The sequence below is a fragment of the Maribacter algicola genome (assembly GCF_003933245.1).
In the GTDB taxonomy this organism is placed as follows: domain Bacteria; phylum Bacteroidota; class Bacteroidia; order Flavobacteriales; family Flavobacteriaceae; genus Maribacter; species Maribacter algicola.
Window position 1 is genome coordinate 1213792 of sequence record NZ_QUSX01000001.1, and the last position, 18179, is coordinate 1231970.

19 protein-coding genes are annotated in these 18179 nt (G+C 42.5%); 4 read left to right on the forward strand and 15 right to left on the reverse strand.

The features are described 5' to 3' along the window. On the forward strand, nucleotides 1-1452 hold the full coding sequence (locus tag DZC72_RS05110; RefSeq protein WP_125221789.1) for a porin family protein: 1452 nt from the start codon (nucleotides 1-3) through the stop codon (nucleotides 1450-1452). 7 nt (nucleotides 1453-1459) lie between these two features. Here DZC72_RS05110 and DZC72_RS05115 read toward each other — a convergent pair whose 3' ends face one another. Next, a complete protein-coding gene (locus DZC72_RS05115; RefSeq protein WP_125221790.1) occupies nucleotides 1460-2203 on the reverse strand; it encodes a lysophospholipid acyltransferase family protein in 744 nt (247 codons plus the stop codon). Between the two features lie 73 nt (nucleotides 2204-2276). On the opposite strand from DZC72_RS05115, the gene trpS reads away from it, so the two are divergent. Then, complete coding sequence (gene trpS, locus DZC72_RS05120; RefSeq protein ID WP_125221791.1) at nucleotides 2277-3245, forward strand: tryptophan--tRNA ligase; 969 nt, start codon at nucleotides 2277-2279, stop codon at nucleotides 3243-3245. A 272-nt stretch (nucleotides 3246-3517) separates the two neighbouring features. On the opposite strand, the gene dprA is transcribed toward trpS, so the two are convergent. After that, complete coding sequence (gene dprA / locus DZC72_RS05125) at nucleotides 3518-4636, reverse strand: DNA-processing protein DprA (RefSeq protein WP_125221792.1); 1119 nt, start codon at nucleotides 4634-4636, stop codon at nucleotides 3518-3520. Nucleotides 4637-4726: 90 nt separating this feature from the next. Here dprA and DZC72_RS05130 point away from each other — a divergent pair, with 90 nt between their 5' ends. Then, nucleotides 4727-5689, forward strand: coding sequence for an HU domain-containing protein (locus DZC72_RS05130; protein WP_125221793.1), 963 nt, complete (start codon nucleotides 4727-4729; stop codon nucleotides 5687-5689). Nucleotides 5690-5749: 60 nt separating this feature from the next. Beyond that, a complete protein-coding gene (locus DZC72_RS05135) occupies nucleotides 5750-6265 on the forward strand; it encodes an acyl-CoA thioesterase (RefSeq protein ID WP_125221794.1) in 516 nt (171 codons plus the stop codon). Between the two features lie 106 nt (nucleotides 6266-6371). Here the strand turns inward: DZC72_RS05135 and DZC72_RS05140 are convergent, their stop codons facing one another. The 13 genes from DZC72_RS05140 to atpE form a co-directional block, all read right to left on the reverse strand. Beyond that, the gene (locus DZC72_RS05140; protein ID WP_125221795.1) at nucleotides 6372-6755 is read right to left on the reverse strand and encodes a DUF7079 family protein; all 384 of its coding nucleotides are present in this window, start codon (nucleotides 6753-6755) and stop codon (nucleotides 6372-6374) included. 51 nt (nucleotides 6756-6806) lie between these two features. Further along, on the reverse strand, nucleotides 6807-7640 hold the full coding sequence (locus tag DZC72_RS05145) for an aldo/keto reductase (protein ID WP_125221796.1): 834 nt from the start codon (nucleotides 7638-7640) through the stop codon (nucleotides 6807-6809). A gap of 125 nt (nucleotides 7641-7765) precedes the next feature. After that, a complete protein-coding gene (locus DZC72_RS05150; protein ID WP_125221797.1) occupies nucleotides 7766-8995 on the reverse strand; it encodes a murein hydrolase activator EnvC family protein in 1230 nt (409 codons plus the stop codon). Between the two features lies 1 nt (nucleotide 8996). Next, the gene (locus DZC72_RS05155; protein ID WP_243641645.1) at nucleotides 8997-9752 is read right to left on the reverse strand and encodes a DUF4292 domain-containing protein; all 756 of its coding nucleotides are present in this window, start codon (nucleotides 9750-9752) and stop codon (nucleotides 8997-8999) included. A gap of 32 nt (nucleotides 9753-9784) precedes the next feature. Further along, the gene (locus tag DZC72_RS05160; RefSeq protein ID WP_125221798.1) at nucleotides 9785-10705 is read right to left on the reverse strand and encodes a tetratricopeptide repeat protein; all 921 of its coding nucleotides are present in this window, start codon (nucleotides 10703-10705) and stop codon (nucleotides 9785-9787) included. Between the two features lie 198 nt (nucleotides 10706-10903). Next, complete coding sequence (dut, locus tag DZC72_RS05165; protein WP_125221799.1) at nucleotides 10904-11338, reverse strand: dUTP diphosphatase; 435 nt, start codon at nucleotides 11336-11338, stop codon at nucleotides 10904-10906. Between the two features lie 18 nt (nucleotides 11339-11356). Further along, entirely contained in the window at nucleotides 11357-12814 is a 1458-nt protein-coding gene (locus tag DZC72_RS05170; protein ID WP_125221800.1) for a lipopolysaccharide biosynthesis protein, read from the reverse strand. An 80-nt stretch (nucleotides 12815-12894) separates the two neighbouring features. Continuing rightward, entirely contained in the window at nucleotides 12895-14139 is a 1245-nt protein-coding gene (locus tag DZC72_RS05175) for a TCR/Tet family MFS transporter (protein ID WP_125221801.1), read from the reverse strand. A 92-nt stretch (nucleotides 14140-14231) separates the two neighbouring features. Further along, nucleotides 14232-15092, reverse strand: a complete 861-nt coding sequence (atpG, locus tag DZC72_RS05180) for an ATP synthase F1 subunit gamma (RefSeq protein ID WP_125221802.1) — start codon at nucleotides 15090-15092, stop codon at nucleotides 14232-14234. A gap of 91 nt (nucleotides 15093-15183) precedes the next feature. Continuing rightward, nucleotides 15184-16764, reverse strand: a complete 1581-nt coding sequence (atpA, locus tag DZC72_RS05185) for a F0F1 ATP synthase subunit alpha (protein ID WP_125221803.1) — start codon at nucleotides 16762-16764, stop codon at nucleotides 15184-15186. 65 nt (nucleotides 16765-16829) lie between these two features. Next, nucleotides 16830-17369, reverse strand: a complete 540-nt coding sequence (atpH, locus tag DZC72_RS05190; protein WP_125221804.1) for an ATP synthase F1 subunit delta — start codon at nucleotides 17367-17369, stop codon at nucleotides 16830-16832. Nucleotides 17370-17372: 3 nt separating this feature from the next. Continuing rightward, entirely contained in the window at nucleotides 17373-17873 is a 501-nt protein-coding gene (locus DZC72_RS05195) for a F0F1 ATP synthase subunit B (RefSeq protein ID WP_125221805.1), read from the reverse strand. A 90-nt stretch (nucleotides 17874-17963) separates the two neighbouring features. Beyond that, a complete protein-coding gene (gene atpE, locus DZC72_RS05200; protein ID WP_013993139.1) occupies nucleotides 17964-18152 on the reverse strand; it encodes an ATP synthase F0 subunit C in 189 nt (62 codons plus the stop codon). Between the last annotated feature and the right edge of the window lie 27 nt (nucleotides 18153-18179).

The window sequence follows — 18179 nt, forward strand, 5'->3', positions numbered from 1 at the left end:
ATGAGCAAGAAGCATTTAGATAAATTTTTTCAAGAAAAATTCAAAGGTTTTGAAGAGACACCTGATGATAAGGTATGGGTTGCCATAGCATCATCATTGGACAGAAAAAAGAAGAAAAGAATTTTGCCACTATGGTGGCGACTTGCCGGAGTAGCTGCAGTAGTGGTCTTTAGCTTTCTACTGTTAAATCCTTTTGACACTGGTAATTACCCAAATGTCAATAGCGTTACGGATACGGAGCAAAAGGAAAGTGATGACAAGTTGTTGAAAGAGACCATACGTGCCAAAGATGCTGTTTCAAGTGCGCCCAAGGATGTAAATCCTTCAGAAATCGACACCAATACCAACTCCCAACCGGAAGGATCCATCGTGAAAACGGATAATTCTCGCAGCACACCTGCTACCAATGGTGGAATTCGCAATGCTGCTAAAAATGAAACCGAGAATATTTCAAACCAATCCAAAATTGCCGACACTGAACCAGGTAAAAAATTCAACAAATCGGAAAACTTACTATCAGGGAACAAAACAACCGGTGAACTAAAAGGAAAGAATCAGGTGGCCGACCCTTCCATGGATAATCCCTTGGTAAAACCGAATACCGAAGCAATCGCTTTCAAGGAAGAAACAGAAAATAACCAAAGTACGGTCTCCGAAGGTAAAAAATCCTTGTACGACGAGATTCAGGACCAGGAAGAAGAAGAAATTGCTGCTTCCAAAACTTCGAAGAATAAATGGTCTGCTGGGCCAAGTATTGCACCGGTATATTTTGATGCTTTGGGAACGGGTTCTCCTGTAAGCCCCATGTTTAGTGCCAACGCCAAATCCGGTAATGTCAATATGAGTTATGGACTTTCTGTAGCCTATGAGATTAACCCAAGGCTATCCATACGGTCCGGGGTACACAAGGTGGATTATGGGTATGATACCAATGATGTTTACTTTACCTCCTCCATATCGGCCTTGAGCCAAAATCGCATTTCCAATATCAACTACGCCCAAACTGCGGAAAATTTGGTGGTATCCTCCAGTAATGCCGCATTGAACTTGGATAGTAAATCCTTTGATGTATCGGCAAGAACCGCCAACAGGTCTGGGGTCATGGCACAACAGTTGGGATACCTGGAAGTACCTGTAGAGTTAAGTTATGCCCTGGTCAATAATAAATTCGGGGTACATGTGATTGGCGGTGTAAGTTCACTGTTCCTTGTGGAGAACCAAGTAGATCTAACTTCTGGTAGCCTGACCACCCAAATAGGGGAGGCTAACAATGTCAACGACTTGAACTTCAGTGCCAACTTTGGAATAGGACTGGGGTATCAATTTTCACAAAAATTAAAACTGAACATTGAGCCTCTATTCAAGTATCAGTTAAATACCTTTTCGAATGTTGATGGCACCTTTAACCCTTATACCATTGGTGTTTATAGTGGAATTAGCTTTAAGTTTTAAAGAAAGTTTATTCCATCGAGGAAACTAAATCTTGGTAGATAATATCCCTAACCTCTTCACGAAGGGTGCTCTTGTCCTCTTCGGATAAAATACCTGTTTCAAAGAACTCGTGAACCCTTGCCCTAACCATACCTGGTCCCCCACTGAAAAATGTAAATGAAAAGCGTTTTTTATTATCAAAGAAGGTAATGGGTACTAAAGGTATTTTATGGGCAATGGCCATTTTAAAGGCTCCATCCTTAAAGGTGTCCAATACAATGCTTTCGTCATCGGGTACGCCGCCTTCAGGAAAAATACAGATGCTTAGACCTTGGTTCAATCTTCTTTGGGCCCTTCTATATACTCCTGTTCTACTTTGGGTGCTGTCCCGGTCTACCATAATGCACACTCGTTTATAAAAAAAACCAAACACCGGAATTTTTACCAATTCCTTTTTACCTACGAATACAAAGGGATTCTTGCTCACACACAGCATTAACATAATGTCCAACATACTGGTATGGTTCGCGACGAGCATATAGCTTTTGCCAAACTTCAATTGTTGGTCATAGGAAACCTTTGGGGGACACCCCATACCGTACAAAATGGGCCTGGCCCATAGGTTTCTGGCCATCCAAAAGAATTTGGGGTACCATTCCTCCCTAGACGCGAACAAAAGCAAAAACGGGAAAAATAGAAAGATAGGAACCGCCACAAGTACGTAAAACCAGATTCGGTATAGCGTTTGACCTATTCGTACCAGTAGAACCATGCATCAAAAATAGCGATTCTACCTTTGTTTTTTCCTATTTGTTTTACCTTTGTCGACTTATAGAAATTACCCAATGGCAAGAATTTTAACAGGTATCCAAAGTACCGGCACGCCCCATTTAGGAAATATCCTGGGGGCCATTATACCGGCCATAGAAATGGCAAGTGACCCAAAGAACGAATCGTTTTTGTTTATTGCGGATATGCATTCGCTTACCCAAATTAAGAATGCGGAAGTATTACGTGAAAACACCTATGCCATAGCAGCTGCTTGGTTATCTTTTGGTCTGGATATCAACAAAACAGTTTTTTATCGTCAGAGCGACGTTCCCCAAGTGACCGAACTTTCTTGGTATCTAAGCTGTTTTTTTCCATATCAGCGACTAACGCTAGCGCATTCTTTTAAGGACAAGGCTGATAGACTGGAGGACGTAAATGCCGGTTTGTTTACCTATCCAATGCTCATGGCCGCGGATATTTTGCTATACGATGCCCATATTGTTCCGGTTGGAAAGGACCAATTGCAACATATTGAAATGACGCGGGACGTTGCCCACAGATTTCATGCCCAATTGGGGGATACCTTTGTGGTTCCCGAAGGAAAAGTCCAGGAAGAGACCATGTATGTGCCGGGGACCGATGGTGCCAAAATGAGTAAAAGCCGGGGAAATCTTATTAATTTGTTTCAGCCCGATAAAAAACTGCGCAAACAGATAATGGGTATCCAAACCGATAGTACCCCCATGGAAGAACCCAAAGATCCTACTAGGGATAATGTGTTCGCACTTTATAAAATTATGGCTTCCCAGCCACAAATTGAAGAGATGACCGCGAACTATTTGGGAGGCAATTACGGATATGGGCACGCCAAACAGGCATTGTACGAACTGCTTTTAAACAAGTTTGAGGAACCACGCGAGAAGTTCGAATATTATATGAACCACTTGGATGAAGTGGACGAGGCTTTGTCCATAGGTGCGGAAAAGGCCAAAATAGTAGCTGATGGCGTTTTGGCCAGGGTACGGGAAAAGTTGGGGTATTGAACCTCACCTAGCTCCTCCGTTACTTTGACTGCGCTCAGCACAGACAGAGGGAAATTTGTTCCTTCCTTTTTGTATTTGAGCCTCCTGAATTTTCAAAAGGTAAAAGCACCAAATTCAAGTAAACCGACTAGCTGGTCGGTTTTGTGTTTTATGAAGCATTCAATTTTTCGGAAAGAAACGATAAGGCCACATTCTTTATCGGCGAATTGTAAAAATGTCAATCCTGTTATTTCGGGTCCAAATAAACACAAACCAATCGGTCTGTAAAAATCCTAGACCGCTTCGAACAATTTACCCGGCAAGGGCCGTATAACGCCTTTCATTTCCATAGTGAGCAACGTTGCCGAGGTCTTAAAAATGGGCAATTGGCAATCAAAAGCGATACTGTCCAACAATTGTTTTCCCTCCTGTTGTAGATAGCTATAAATTTTTTGCTCTATTTCGTCCAGATCAACGAACAATTGCTTTTGAACCGCTTTGACCGGGGATTCCTGGAGGTCCCAGTTCAAAAGATAGATTAAATCTCCCGCTGAGGTCAACATATGGGCCTTTTGCTGCTTGATAAGGTTATTGCAACCAACGCTGTATTTATCCGTACTTCTTCCCGGTAGGGCAAACACGTCGCGGTTATAGCTGTTAGCGATATCGGCTGTGACCAAGCTTCCGCCTTTTTCGGCAGATTCGACCACAACCGTCGCTTCGCTCATCCCAGCGATAATCCGATTTCGCTTTAGGAAATTCTCCCGTTCCGGACTACTGGTGCTCCAGAATTCCGTAAAGAATCCGCCATTATGCAGGACATCGGCTTGATATTTCTTGTGCACTTTAGGATATATCTGGTTCAGTCCGTGGGCCAGACAGCCAATGGTCTGCAAACCTTGATTGATTGCCTCCCGTTGAATGCAGATGTCCACACCGTAGGCGAACCCGCTTACGATTACAGGATTTAGCGGCACCAAATCTGCAATGAACTGTTCGCAAAAGGCGGTTCCATAGCTGGTAATGTTCCGCGTCCCCACCACACTGATGATTTTTCGGCCTTCCAAATCTATATTTCCCTTGTTAAACAGCAGAACAGGGCTATCGATACAGTTCCGCAAATACCTTGGGTATTCCGCATCTTCAAAGTAGGAAACCTCAATTTCATTATCCAGGATAAACTGGTATTCCTTTTCGGCATCGGCAAGAAATGTGGCATCGTACAAATGTTTTAGGGTGTAGGTGCCAATACCATCGATTTTTAATAGTTGATTCTGTTTCTGCTTAAAAATTTCCTGTGGACTTCCACAGTATGCGATCAATCTTTTGGCAATCACATCACCAATATTGGGTATATTTTGCAATCGTAGTATTGCAATCAACTCATCCGCAGTATGTTGTATGAAGCTCATTTTTATTCGCCAGGGATTACAAATATAATGTTAATAAAAAGTTATGCCACCCATTTTATGAACCCCTATTTTTTTTGATATTTGCCAACAATGGTAGTAGAACACTATATAAGCGAATTACTGTATCGATACAATTGTGTGGTGGTGCCTAACTTTGGTGCTTTTCTTACACAGCGGACTTCCGCACGTATAAACGATATAACCAATACCTTTTTTGCTCCCACAAAATCCATTTCGTTCAACGAACAGTTGATATCCAATGACGGTTTGTTGGTTTCCTATATCGCTGAGGCGGAGAAGGCCTCTTTTGAGGATATTCTTTTTAGAATCGAAACCTTGACCAAGCAATGGAAAGAAAGATTGAACGCTGGCGAAAAGCTAAGTCTCAAGAATATTGGCCTACTTTGGAACAATTCTGAAAACAAGGTCCAATTTCAACCCTATTACGAGGTAAATTATCTAACCTCCTCTTTTGGGCTTTCATCCTTTAAGTCGATTCCGGTTGCCAGGGAGGTACTAAAAGAGGAAGTCGAGGCCCTTGAAGAAAAAATCCCGTTTATCATTAGCCCGGAAAAAAGGGAGCAGGCCAACTTTAGGCCTTATCTCAAATATGCCGCAATTTTGTTGTTGGCCATTTCGGCTGGGTTCACCGGGTATCAGGTATTTAACAACGGATTTCAATCCCAGCAGGTGGTTAGGGAAGATGCGAAAAAGGAAATTGAAAGACAGATTCAGGAAGCTACTTTTTTCAACACCGCTCCTTTGGAACTTCCCACAGTGAATGTAGATGCGGTTTCCACGACCAAAGCCAAAATCAATAATGCGGCCAAACACCATATTGTAGCCGGAGCCTTTCGGGTGAAAGCCAATGCCGACAGGAAAATCGAATCCTTGCAAAATAAGGGTTATAAGGCAGCCTATTATGGTACCAATGCCTACGGACTTCATATGGTTACGTATGACCGATTTACAGACCCCAAGGAAGCCCTATCCGAATTAAGAAGGATTAAACGCTCCGAGTCCAAGGACGCCTGGCTTCTTTCCGAAAAATAACCGAACACTTTTCCCTTTTAAAAAATCCAAGGCTCGTATCTTTGCCGAAAATTTTCGTCTATGACACCGAAAACGCCTTCAGAATCGAGAACGACCATGACGGACATGGTATTGCCCAGTGAGACCAATGCGCTTCAAAACCTTTTTGGGGGCGAGCTACTCGCTAGGATGGACCGCGCGGCAAGTATCGCCGCAGGTAGACATAGCAGACGAATTACCGTAACGGCATCTGTGAACCATGTGGCTTTTAATCTTGCCGTACCCCTGGGAAGTGTGGTTACCGTCGAAGCCGCCGTTTCCCGAGCTTATACGACCTCTATGGAAGTCTATATCGATGTATGGATCGAAGATCGCTACAATGGGAAAAGAACCAAGGCCAACGAGGCCATATATACTTTTGTGGCCGTGGACGAGACCGGTAAGCCTACCGAAGTACCACCCTTACAACCAGAAACGGACTTGGAAAAGCAACGTTTTGCAGGTGCCCTGCGTAGGAAGCAATTGAGCTTGGTATTGGCGGGTAAAATGAAGCCCAACGATGCCACGGAGCTTAAGGCCTTGTTTATGGAAGGATAGAAAGATACGTTACCAAAAGAAAAATCATTTAATCCTGTAATTGCGGAATATAGCGTTTCCTTCTTGCTATATGTTTCACTTTTTAAAAACCAGTGCATGATTTGGTCTATCGACCCTTAATAAGCTCAGAGTATATTCTTTCCAATTGTTTCCAACTATCTTCTTGCATCCATTTAAAAGCCAACCAAGAGCACTTAATTACAAATTTTCGCAATTTGGTTCGCTTTTTTAGAGACCTTAAAATATTCTCCACGAGCCATTCTTCTTGGAAGCCGGCCCATTCCCCAGCAACGCTTGTGAGGTTTTTTTGTAGCACGGGGAAAATCTCATACTTGTTTATTTCCTTTACTTCTTCAATAGAATACGGACTTTCCATTATAATACGGGCAATATGTCTGTAATCCATCCCTTCCAATTCCGTATCAAGATAGAATTCCGATAAGGCTATCCAAACGGGTTTCCGTGCCTCTATGTTTATGGTTTGGGACATTAGATTGTTCACAATTGTATATAATCATCAATTATATATCAAAACAAATATCTAAAAATCAAAATGGTCCGGATGCGGACCGCTGCGCTCATCCCTGTCCATACCATCTAAATAGGCCATATCCTCCTTAGAAAGTTCAAAGTCAAAAATATCCGCATTGGAGGCGATGCGGTTTTTATGTACCGATTTTGGAATGGTGACAACCCCTTTCTGTAGGTTCCATCGCAGGATGATTTGGGCAGCCGATTTGTTGTACTTTTCTGTCAATTCCTTATAAAAATCCAATTGGAATAGTTTTCCTTGCATAAATGGTGACCAAGCTTCATACTGAATGGTATTTTCACTGCAAAAATCCAAAAGGTCCTGCTGCACCAAATACGGGTGAAACTCCATTTGATTCACCATAGGTACAATATTGCAGTCAGTTAATAAGTCATCCAAGTGATGCCGTAAAAAGTTACTGACCCCAATCGCCCTAACCTTTTCAGTTTCGTATAAATACTCCAAAGCCCTCCAAGTATCCTTGTATTTCCCCTGAACGGGCCAGTGCACCAGAAAAAGGTCGAGATAATCCACCTGCAGGCGGTTGACGCTATCCTCGAAAGATTGCAAGGTAGTGTTATAGCCCTGTTCACTGTTCCAAACCTTCGATACCAAAAAAATGTCCTCACGGGCTACGGGACTTTCCTTAATTCCCCGGCCTACTCCTTCTTCATTCTTATACACCGATGCCGTATCAATATGTCTATATCCCAATTCCAAGGCATCCTTTACGGAATCTATCACCTCTTGGTCGTTATCGGCTTGGTAGGTTCCCAAACCTAAATAAGGCATAAAAACCCCGTTTCGCAATTTAAACCCTCCTGAAATGTCCGTAATTTTCATATGTTTAATTTGTTGATTGTTCCCTTCGGCTCCGCTCAGGGCAGGAGTTGTTGGTAATGTAAAGGTTATTTTTCATTTTTCATTTTTCATTTTTCATTTTTCATTTTTCACTAACAATTAACCACTCACAATCGATACACCCATTCCTCTGGATTCAATCTATCCGTATCTTGGTACAGATAAAATTTTAGTCGGGTTTGGCCATTGGACCGATTGGTATAAATTGTTCCCAATTCATCCTTGATCTTCACTTTATCTCCCTTTTTTACATAGAGTTCCGCTAAATTATAGTAGGTACTAATAAAATTACCGTGTTTCACCTGAACTCCTTTGTTACCCCCCGGCACCGCCAAAATGGCGATGACCTCGCCTTCAAAAATGGCCCGTGCCTTGGACCCCGGATCTGTGGCAATGATGACCCCGTTGCTTTGGTGCTTTATTCCGGGGTACACGGCATCATTATATATACCAAAACCCTGACTTTTAATGCCCTTCTCCACGGGCCAAATCAATTTTCCTTTATTCGCCGAAAAATTGTTGGCCACTATGGTCGCCTCAGGGGTCAATACAAATTTACTGGTACTGGTCGTGGTTTTACCCGCTTCTTTATTAGAAGCGGCAATAGCGGACCGTATGAGATTCTCTATCTGTTGGTCTATTTTGCGTGCCTCCCGCTTCTTTTCGTCAATAGCCTTGGCATATTTACTTTCGTTTTGCCGGATGGTTCCCAATAGCGCCTTCTGCTCCTGTATCTCCGCAAACAATTGGTCTTTGGCCTTGGTGTTCTGGGCCAATAACACCTCTTTCACCTTACGTTCTTCGTTAAGATCCATGTTCAAACGCGTCAACTCCTCCGTTTTGGCTAAAATCTGCGCTCCCTGCTCCTTTCTGTAGTCTGTGTACTGCTTCATGTATTGAAGCCTTTTGAAGGCCTGATAAAAGCTCTCTGAGGATAAGAGGAACATCAATCGGTTCTGCTTTGATTTGTTCTGATAGGATTTTTGGATCATTTTGGCATATTCATCCTTGATCTCCTGAAGTTCACCTTTAAGCTTACTGATATTTCGGATATTGGTGTTTATCTGCCTGTTCAACAGATTTGCTTGCTGATTGGTAACCCTAATAAGTTGTTGACGGACCGTAATTTTTTTGTCAAGGGCCTCCATCTGATCTAGCACCGTGCCCCTTTCCTTTTTTTCGGACAACAACAATCGGTTAATTTCCCGGATTTCATTTTGAAGCTGTTCCCTCTTTTCCTCCAAGGCCTTTTGCTCACTAGTTTGCGACCATGCACGTGGAGCTCCCAACAGAAAAAGAAGAAAAAAGATATAGCTATATTGCCTTGCTTCTATCATGTTACTCCAATACGATTTCTTTAAAACCTTTCGGTATATTATATGGAAAGTTCACCGACCTATTCAGCTCTATGTTTCTGTATTCCAACAGAATCCTGTTCTCGTTGTTTTCTTCTATAGCCAGAATAGAAACTTCATTGGGTATGGCTTCCTTACCTACAAGTTGGTAGTTTTCATATTTGATTTCCAACAAGCGCTTTTTCTGAGGCTGCGACAATTGCTGTAGGTCCATCTTAAAGTTCTTAGGCTCTATTTGGAAGAGGGTTTTGTAAAGCACACCGGCCGTTTTTGGGGTCAATCGATAGTTCTCCTTACCTATTGAAAGGTCATATTTATCATTTCTTAAGTCAAAAAGGGCTTGCCCTAACAACATGTTCTGAAGGATGGAGTAATCCACCTCGGTTCCCAAAAGCTTGCTCAAATAGGAGAAATCCCCGTCAAAATATTCATTGTCCATTTTGTTGTAAAACGAAACCCTATCCGGAGTGATATACGCTTTTACGATTCCCAAAGGAGCGCTGATCCAAATACCCCTGTCCTTTTCCATCCGTAGACTTACGGATACGCTTTGTTCATCCTCCCCATCGGAATAATCGATTTTGACCCTTCCCGTAAGGGTCCTGAATTCCAACTTATTTTGGTAGTGGGCCTTCACAACCGCTTTTGCCGAAAGCCTATCGTCCATGGAACCATCGGAAATTACCTTGGCACTTTTACAGGAAAAGACAAAAAGCGCGAAACTACATACCGTAGCCATTCTTAAATATGTTCGTAAACTCAATTGCATCATTAAAAGCCGGGTTTCACCTTGTTCAAATATTCGTTTGCCTTTTCCGTATTCCCCATGGCACCGTACACCTCTGAAAGCTCCTTATAGATTTTATTCTCCAATACCGGGTCGTCAATAAGATAATCCAAGGCCGTCTCCAAGGCTTCCTTTGCCTCCTTGGGAGTGTTGCCCATTTTAAGGGCGACTCCATTCGCATAGTACAAAAAAGGCTGTAGGGGATACTTTTCAAGAGCCTCCTCGGTTAGGATTAGAAGTGATTCTCCCTCACCGGTGTTGTCCAATAAATTCTGTATTCTATCCTGATACCCGCTCAAATCATCGGCATCAATGCTCTTGTTTTCAGATATGCCAACCTTGTTCGTTATATTCCGTTGCTTTGCAATGGAATCGTTTATTTTGGATTGAAGGTAATCGGTTTTTGCCGTTTTCTCCAATTCCATCAATATGTTCTTCGCCTCTTGATAGTTTCCTAGTTCGTAATAAATAGTTGCCAGGTTCGATTTTAATTCCCGATTATTCCATGGAATCTGGTTCTTAATGGTGCTAACCGTTATGTTTTGGGCCTGCAAGGTTTCTGCCAAGGTGTTTGCATACCAGTAGTTTTCTGGGTCCTCCAAAACGGCTTCCTGCGCATATTCCTGGGCATTGATATACTGCTTGTCCAACAAATAGGATTTGGCAAGTTCAAAGGAAACCACCTCCTTTTCGGGTTCCAAGTTCTTGCACTTTAAAAAAGCATTTATGGCCTTATCGTAATTTTGGATACCCTGTTGTTTTAGGCCTTCAAAAAAACTTTCCTGAAACTCATCGGAAAAATCCTCAAAAGATACCTCCGCACTCTCTTCCTCGGTGATGGGACCTTCTTCTTGAGACAAAACAATCCCCGGGGCAATAGTTGCTCCTAAAACAAATAGTAGCATTGGGACTGATTTTTTCAAACGTTTAAATTTTAGTAATTAATTGATAATAAATGAATTATAAAATTAAGAATCCCGATGGCTATCGGGACAACCACTCGCTGAACTCGTTCTCTCATTATCCCGATAGTTATCGGGATTAAACATTCCCTTCTATGAAGAAATTTTTAAAATTTTTTAATGCTCGTTTCATTCGTAGCTCTATTTTACTCCTGTACTGCCAAAACCCCCGGCTCCTCTAAGGGTTTCAGAAAGTTCTTCAACCGGTTCCCATTCTGCACGTTCATGCTTGGCTATCACCATCTGGGCAATACGTTCCCCGTTTTCAATGGTAAATTCTGTGTTAGAAAGGTTTACCAGAATTACGCCTACCTCTCCCCTATAATCCGCATCAATCGTGCCAGGAGCATTTAAGACCGTAATTCCCTTTTTAGCCGCCAAGCCGCTTCTAGGACGCACCTGAGCCTCGTAGCCAATGGGCAGCTCCATAAAAAGCCCTGTTTTTATAATGGCCCTTTCCAATGGTCTAAGGGTAATAGGCTGGTCAATATTGGCCCGAAGGTCCATTCCGGCCGAGGCCTCCGTTTCATAGTGGGGCAATTCGTGATTCGATTTATTAATGATCCTAATCTTCATTTCTACCTACTTATATTTTCATTTAACAAATACCTTCTTCAAATTATCGATTTCCAATTTATAGACCAATCCTAAGAAAATCAGTAATAATGGAATCCCCACAAATAAATTTCTTTCAAAGATATAGAAGGAAATGATGGAAAACAGTATGGATATTCCTAAGTAAAATATAATTTTTCTAAAATTATAAGGGATGGGATAGTACATCCGACCAAAATAGAAGGATAATAACATCATGGTACCATAGGCCACCAAGGTGGCAATGGCAGAGGCCACATAACTGAAATATTGTATCAAGACTACATTAATAATAATGGTGAGAACGGCCCCTATCATTGAAATGTAGGCACCAAACTTTGTCCTATCGGTTACCTTGTACCACACTGAAAGATTGTGGTAGATTCCTAAGAAAAAACTGGCCAAAATTATAATGGGAACGACCGACATGGCGTCCCAATAGGAACTATCCAAGACGAACAATTGCTTTAATACATCGGCAAAAACCACTACGGCCAAAAGAATGATACTCCCAAGCACGACAAAGTAGTTGGTAATCTGGGCATAAGCCTTTTGTGGGTTTTTGGTATCGGAATGGCTAAAGAAAAAAGGTTCTATGCCCATTCTAAAAGCAGTGGCGAACAAGGTCATGAACAAAGCCAATTTATAACATGCCGCATATTTGCCCATCTCACTTTTGGCGATATCAGGCGGGAGTAATTCGGACAACAAATACTTGTCGAAAACTTCATTTATGGTAAAAGCGATACCAGCTATCATTACCGGCATGGCATAGGCAATCATCCTCTTCCATAAATCCATATCGAAGACATAGGGTCTTCTCAAGTAGATTTTCAGCATCAACAAAAGGGTGGCCGCACTGGCGATAACATTGGATATCAATATGTACGAAATCTCAAAATCCGGAACAAACAACTTGTTGAACACTCCTTCCCCACTTTCTGCCGCCAATGATGGGAGAAGTATCAGAAAAAATAGATTTAAACCCAAGTTTAAAGCCACGTTTATAGTTTTTACAATAGCATACCGCATAGGTTTCTCATTTGCGCGTAACCAGGCAAAAGGAACAATGACCAGTGCGTCCAAAACCAGTATACTCAGGACAAAATTCATATACCTAGGCTCAATGTTCAGTGCCGTTGCCAAGGCGGATTTAAACAAAAGACCTATCAGCAGAAAAATAAACGAGGACACCCCCAGGGAAAGTAAGGAAGTGCTTACTACCTTTTTTTTGTTCTCCGAGTCCTTATAAAACCTAAAAAAAGCCGTTTCCATACCATAGGCCAAGAAAATATTGAAGATGGCAAACCAAGTAAAAATAAGGGTCACTTCTCCATACGTTCCCGGTGACATGACCGAGGTATAAATGGGTACCAAAAGGAAGGACAACATCCGCGGGAGCACGGTTGCCAAGCCATAAATCGCCGTTTGTTTAAAAAGTTTTTTAAGCGGATTCAAGCAACTTAGATTGAAGTGTTAAATGTACCTATTTACCTTCGTTATACAAAGTTGGATTTCCCCCCAATCAACACATTTGTTCAATCCTCAACTTGAACCGGGGCCTGCTCATCAGAGAGTTCCAGTCGTTTCATGGCAATAAATGCCATTAAAAACGCCAACAACAAGAAAAAGGCGGCTAATGTATAGGGCGCACCAGGATAGTAGATACCTCCGCCGGGACGTATAAAAAAGTAGAATACCGGCGAGAAAACCAACTGACCCAAAATTGCGGTAATGCTCACAAGACCTGTGATGGAACCTTGGAGGTTTCCCTGTTCCTTTTCGGAAACTTGGTTGGAAATGATTCCCTGTACCGTTGGACCGGCAACCCCACCTAGGGCATAGGGAATCAAAAAGGCATATAACATCCATGGTTCCGAAGCCAGGGAAAATAAGAACATGCCAACGGTCCAAAGTAAAAAACCGACCGTGACCACAAATCGCTTTCCAAACTTCTTGACCAAGACACCTACCAATACTCCTTGAACGATGGCCACTAATAGCCCTACTACCATTAACGACACCCCTATCTCCTTAGGGCTCCAATTATAACGCTCAATTCCGTAGTAAGACCATGTGGAGGGTAGGGCCTGACCGGCCAAATTCGCCAGAAAAAAAGCAAAAATAAGTAGAAGCACCCCCTTGTATTTCCGGAGGGCTAACAAGGACACCCCTGGAATCATTTTTGTAAGGTTGATAGCCCTTCTATATTCCGGTGTTAAAGATTCAGGCACGAAAAACAATCCGAACAGGAAATTCGCAAAGGTCAGTCCCGCGGCGATGTAAAAGGGTAGGCGGATGTCGATTTCCCCGAAAAAACCGCCCACGCCCGGACCAATGATAAAACCCAGACCAAAAGCGGCACCGATCAATCCAAAGTTCTTTGCCTTGTTTTCCTTGGTACTGACATCGGCAATATAGGCCGATGCCACCGTAAAACTAGCACCGGTAATACCGGCCAAAAATCTTCCCAAGAACAACCAGATAATACTTGGTGCCCAGGCATGGATCAGGTAATCGATACTTAAACCCAGCAATGCCAGTAAAAGAATAGGGCGCCTTCCAAACTTATCCGAAATCTCCCCTAAAACGGGTGAGAACAAAAATTGCATCCCTGCGAATGCCGTAGTCAACCACATTCCGTAGATGACGGCCATGGCCGTCCCCTCACCGGTCAGTTCCATAATTAGGTCGGGGATAATGGGCAGAATGATGCCAATTCCTATGACATCGACCAAAATGGTGACGAAAATAAAAAGTAAGGCCGATTTTCTTGATTTCATAGAAGGAACAAAAGTCGGAAAAATTAGTCTTCATTTTATTAAAAAAACCCCTACGTTTCCGAAGGGGTTTTAAATATACTTGATATGTCTAATTAGTTGTTCAAAGCCTCGGCTCCTCCTACAATCTCTAGGATTTCATTGGTAATGGCCGCTTGTCTTGCTTTGTTATACGTCAATTTCAATTGATCCCGCAATTCCTTAGCGTTGTCCGTTGCTTTGTGCATGGCCGTCATTCGTGCCCCATGCTCACTGGCAAAGGAATCCCTTATCGCCTTGTATAACTGTGTTTTGAGCGATTTAGGAATCAATTGCTCCACGATTTCGGCTTTGGAAGGCTCGAACATATAGTCGGAATTACTTCCTTCCTCACCTTCCGCAGGAATAATCGGTAAGAATTGTTCCGTCATGACCAACTGGGTAGCCGCATTTTTGAATTTGTTATATACGATATCAATACGATCATATTCCCCTTTGGCAAACTTCTCCATCAAAGCTTCTGCGATTTCAGCAACATTGTCAAAGGTGAGATCATCGAAAACTCCGCTTTGATTTGAAATGACATTAGATCGTTTCTTAAGGTAATCATTTGCCTTTTTCCCAATGGCCATGAAATCGACCTGCTTACCTCCATAAACGTTTTCCAAAAGATGGGTACTTTGCTTTAGGATGTTTGTATTGAACGCACCACAAAGACCACGATTTGAAGTAATGGCAACCACCAAAACCTTATTAACGGTTCTGTTGCTTGCATATACACTACCAGAATCACCTTCCAAGCTTGCGCTAAGATTCTGCAGAAGCTCAGTAAGCTTATCCGCATAGGGTCTCATGGCGGTAATCGCATCCTGGGCCTTTTTCAACTTTGCCGCAGATACCATTTTCATGGCACTGGTAATCTGCATAGTTGAAGAAACCGATGTAATCCTGTTACGTATTTCCTTTAAATTGGCCATTCCTTAAAGTTCTAAATTCTGAATTAAGAGTTATGAGTTTTTGACTATTGCAACCAAAATTCGTATTTACTCACCCTTCAGCATTCTTAATTTACTTCTTATATTTCGCTGAAAGCTCTTTACATACCGTTGCAAGCGTATCCGTAACCTCATCGGTCAGTTTACCTGCTTTTAAGGTATCCAATACGTCCCTATGCTTGGCGTTCAAGAACTCCAAATAGTCACGCTCAAACTCCTTTACCTTATCAACGGGAACATCGCGTAGCAAGTTCTTGGAACCGGCGTAGATGATAGCGATCTGATCTTCAACGGTAAAAGGGTCGTTCTGGGCTTGCTTCAATATCTCAACGTTCCTACGTCCTTTTTCGATTACGTTCAAGGTAGCCGCATCCAAATCGGAACCGAACTTGGCAAACGCCTCCAATTCACGGAACTGGGCTTGGTCCAACTTCAACGTACCAGCTACCTTTTTCATGGATTTGATCTGTGCGTTACCACCCACACGGGATACGGATATACCTACGTTGATTGCCGGTCTAACCCCTTGGTTGAACAAATCTTGCTCCAAGAATATCTGACCATCCGTAATAGAAATTACGTTCGTTGGAATATAGGCGGATACGTCACCTGCCTGTGTTTCGATAATAGGTAAAGCGGTCAAGGATCCGCCTCCCTTTACCATCGGTTTCAATACCTCCGGTAAATCGTTCATGTTCTTTGCGATACTATCGTCATTGATAATCTTCGCGGCACGCTCTAACAATCTGGAGTGTAGGTAGAAAACGTCCCCTGGATACGCCTCACGTCCCGGTGGTCTTCTCAACAACAAGGAAACCTCACGATACGCAACGGCTTGCTTGGACAAATCATCATAGATAATCAAAGCAGGACGACCGGTATCCCTAAAATATTCACCGATGGATGCCCCGGCAAATGGAGCATATACCTGCATTGGAGCAGGGTCTGATGCATTGGCAGCAACAATCGTAGTATACGACATGGCACCTTTATCTTCCAATGTTTGAGCAATCGCAGCAACGGTAGAGGCTTTTTGACCTACGGCGACATAGATACAATAGACTGGTTCTCCCGCATCGTAAAATTCCTTCTGGTTCAAAATAGTATCGATACAAACTGTAGTCTTACCAGTCTGACGGTCGCCAATAACCAACTCACGCTGACCCCTACCCACTGGAATCATGGCGTCGATGGCCTTGATACCGGATTGCATCGGCTCGGTTACAGGCTCTCTATAGATAACGCCTGGTGCCTTACGTTCCAAGGGCATTTCATAGGTTTCACCAGTTATAGGTCCTTTGCCATCGATCGGGTTACCCAAGGTATCCACAACGCGGCCCACAATGCCTTCCCCAACTTTAATGGAGGCGATACGTTGTGTTCTCTTAACCGTGGCTCCTTCACCTACTGCTTTGGATGGTCCCAACAATACAACACCTACATTGTCCTCTTCCAAGTTCAAGACGATGCCTTCCAAGCCGCCTTCAAATTCTACTAGCTCACCGTATTGGGCATTTGCCAAACCGTAGACCCTGGCAATACCATCACCTACTTGCAATACAGTTCCTACTTCGTCCAAAGTAGCGGTTGCATCAAATCCTGATAATTGTTTCTTTAAAATTGCCGATACTTCTGCGGCTTTTACTCCTGCCATTTTTGTTCCTGTTTAAGATAATCCCTTTGACTTAGCTCAGGGTAAATTTCAATTATGAAATTTAATTATAGACTGTTTGTAAATTCTCTTCTTAAATTGTTCAATTTATTGGATACACTTGCATCATACTGCAAATCCCCTACCCTCAAGATAAAACCACCAATAATGCTTTCATCGATTTTGTTCTCAATGGTCACCTCATTACCTGTAATGGAGGTAACCTTCTTTAACACTTGCTTTTCCAAGGAATCCGTCATGGGAACGGCCGTGGTTACATAAGCCACACCCTTTCCTTTTAAATCCTCATTAAGAATAATGTATTTTAGGGCCACTTCATTTAAAATTGAAATACGCTTATTGTCTATCAACATTGTCATCAACCCTTCAGAAATGGCATGTCCGTCTTTAAAAACGGCTTTAAGTACATCCTTCTTTGCCGATCCAGAAATTACTGGATTTGAAAGCATATCCCTAAGATCCTTACTTTCGGATATGGTACCAACTACATTGCGCATGTCCTTTTCAACAGCATCGGTCGCTTTATTATCTATGGCCAAACCCAAAATAGCCTTGGCGTATCGTATTGCCGCTCTGGAATTACTCATCGTTTAGTTCAATTTGATATCGCCTAGCATTTTTTCAACTAGCTTCAATTGTTTATCCTTTCCGGACAATTCCTCCTTGATAACTTTTTCGGCAATGGAAACAGATAGCTCCGCAACCTGACTCTTTATTTCCGCAACGGCGGCCTTCTTTTCACTCTCTATCGTAGCCTGTGCCTGCTTGATCATTTTATCACCCTCTATCTTCGCCTGCTCCTTGGAATCCGCGATCATTTTATCCTTAATTTCACGGGCCTCCTTCAACATAGCCTCACGCTCAGCACGGGCCTCCTGTAACATTCTGTCATTATCTGCTTGCAGGTTTTGCATCTCCGCCTTGGCTCTTTCTGCAGCGGCCAATGCTTCTTGGATACCGGTTTCCCTTTCATTTAAGGAATTTAGAATAGGTTTCCATGCAAATTTCACCAATAGGAATATTAGCCCTAACAATAAAATGGTCTGTACTATAAATAGACCTGGCGAAAAATCGTTTATTAATGTTTCCATTTATTTTTGAATTTTAATACGAATCAATGATTAAAAAAACACTTCCTGCAACCAACCGTTGCAGGAAAATGCTTTCTTGGCTTAACGTTCTTATTTTCCTAAGAACAAGGCACCGAATGCCAAACCTTCCAAAAGTGCAGCGATGATGATCATCGCAGTTTGGATTTTACCGGTCGCTTCTGGTTGACGGGCAATACCTTCCATTGCCTTACCACCAATCTGACCAAGTCCAATACCTGCTCCAATTACGATCAAACCTGCTCCAATTAAATTGTACATAGTAAACTGATTTATATATTAAATTAA

Coding starts and splice junctions, on each gene's coding strand:
- DZC72_RS05110 (WP_125221789.1), top strand. CDS start 1: ATGAGCAAGAAGCATTTAGATAAATTTTTTCAAGAAAAATTCAAAGGT.
- DZC72_RS05115 (WP_125221790.1), bottom strand. CDS start 2,203: ATGGTTCTACTGGTACGAATAGGTCAAACGCTATACCGAATCTGGTTT.
- trpS (WP_125221791.1), top strand. CDS start 2,277: ATGGCAAGAATTTTAACAGGTATCCAAAGTACCGGCACGCCCCATTTA.
- dprA (WP_125221792.1), bottom strand. CDS start 4,636: ATGAGCTTCATACAACATACTGCGGATGAGTTGATTGCAATACTACGA.
- DZC72_RS05130 (WP_125221793.1), top strand. CDS start 4,727: ATGGTAGTAGAACACTATATAAGCGAATTACTGTATCGATACAATTGT.
- DZC72_RS05135 (WP_125221794.1), top strand. CDS start 5,750: ATGACACCGAAAACGCCTTCAGAATCGAGAACGACCATGACGGACATG.
- DZC72_RS05140 (WP_125221795.1), bottom strand. CDS start 6,755: ATGTCCCAAACCATAAACATAGAGGCACGGAAACCCGTTTGGATAGCC.
- DZC72_RS05145 (WP_125221796.1), bottom strand. CDS start 7,640: ATGAAAATTACGGACATTTCAGGAGGGTTTAAATTGCGAAACGGGGTT.
- DZC72_RS05150 (WP_125221797.1), bottom strand. CDS start 8,995: ATGATAGAAGCAAGGCAATATAGCTATATCTTTTTTCTTCTTTTTCTG.
- DZC72_RS05155 (WP_243641645.1), bottom strand. CDS start 9,752: ATGGCTACGGTATGTAGTTTCGCGCTTTTTGTCTTTTCCTGTAAAAGT.
- DZC72_RS05160 (WP_125221798.1), bottom strand. CDS start 10,705: ATGCTACTATTTGTTTTAGGAGCAACTATTGCCCCGGGGATTGTTTTG.
- dut (WP_125221799.1), bottom strand. CDS start 11,338: ATGAAGATTAGGATCATTAATAAATCGAATCACGAATTGCCCCACTAT.
- DZC72_RS05175 (WP_125221801.1), bottom strand. CDS start 14,139: ATGAAATCAAGAAAATCGGCCTTACTTTTTATTTTCGTCACCATTTTG.
- atpG (WP_125221802.1), bottom strand. CDS start 15,092: ATGGCCAATTTAAAGGAAATACGTAACAGGATTACATCGGTTTCTTCA.
- atpA (WP_125221803.1), bottom strand. CDS start 16,764: ATGGCAGGAGTAAAAGCCGCAGAAGTATCGGCAATTTTAAAGAAACAA.
- atpH (WP_125221804.1), bottom strand. CDS start 17,369: ATGAGTAATTCCAGAGCGGCAATACGATACGCCAAGGCTATTTTGGGT.
- DZC72_RS05195 (WP_125221805.1), bottom strand. CDS start 17,873: ATGGAAACATTAATAAACGATTTTTCGCCAGGTCTATTTATAGTACAG.
- atpE (WP_013993139.1), bottom strand. CDS start 18,152: ATGTACAATTTAATTGGAGCAGGTTTGATCGTAATTGGAGCAGGTATT.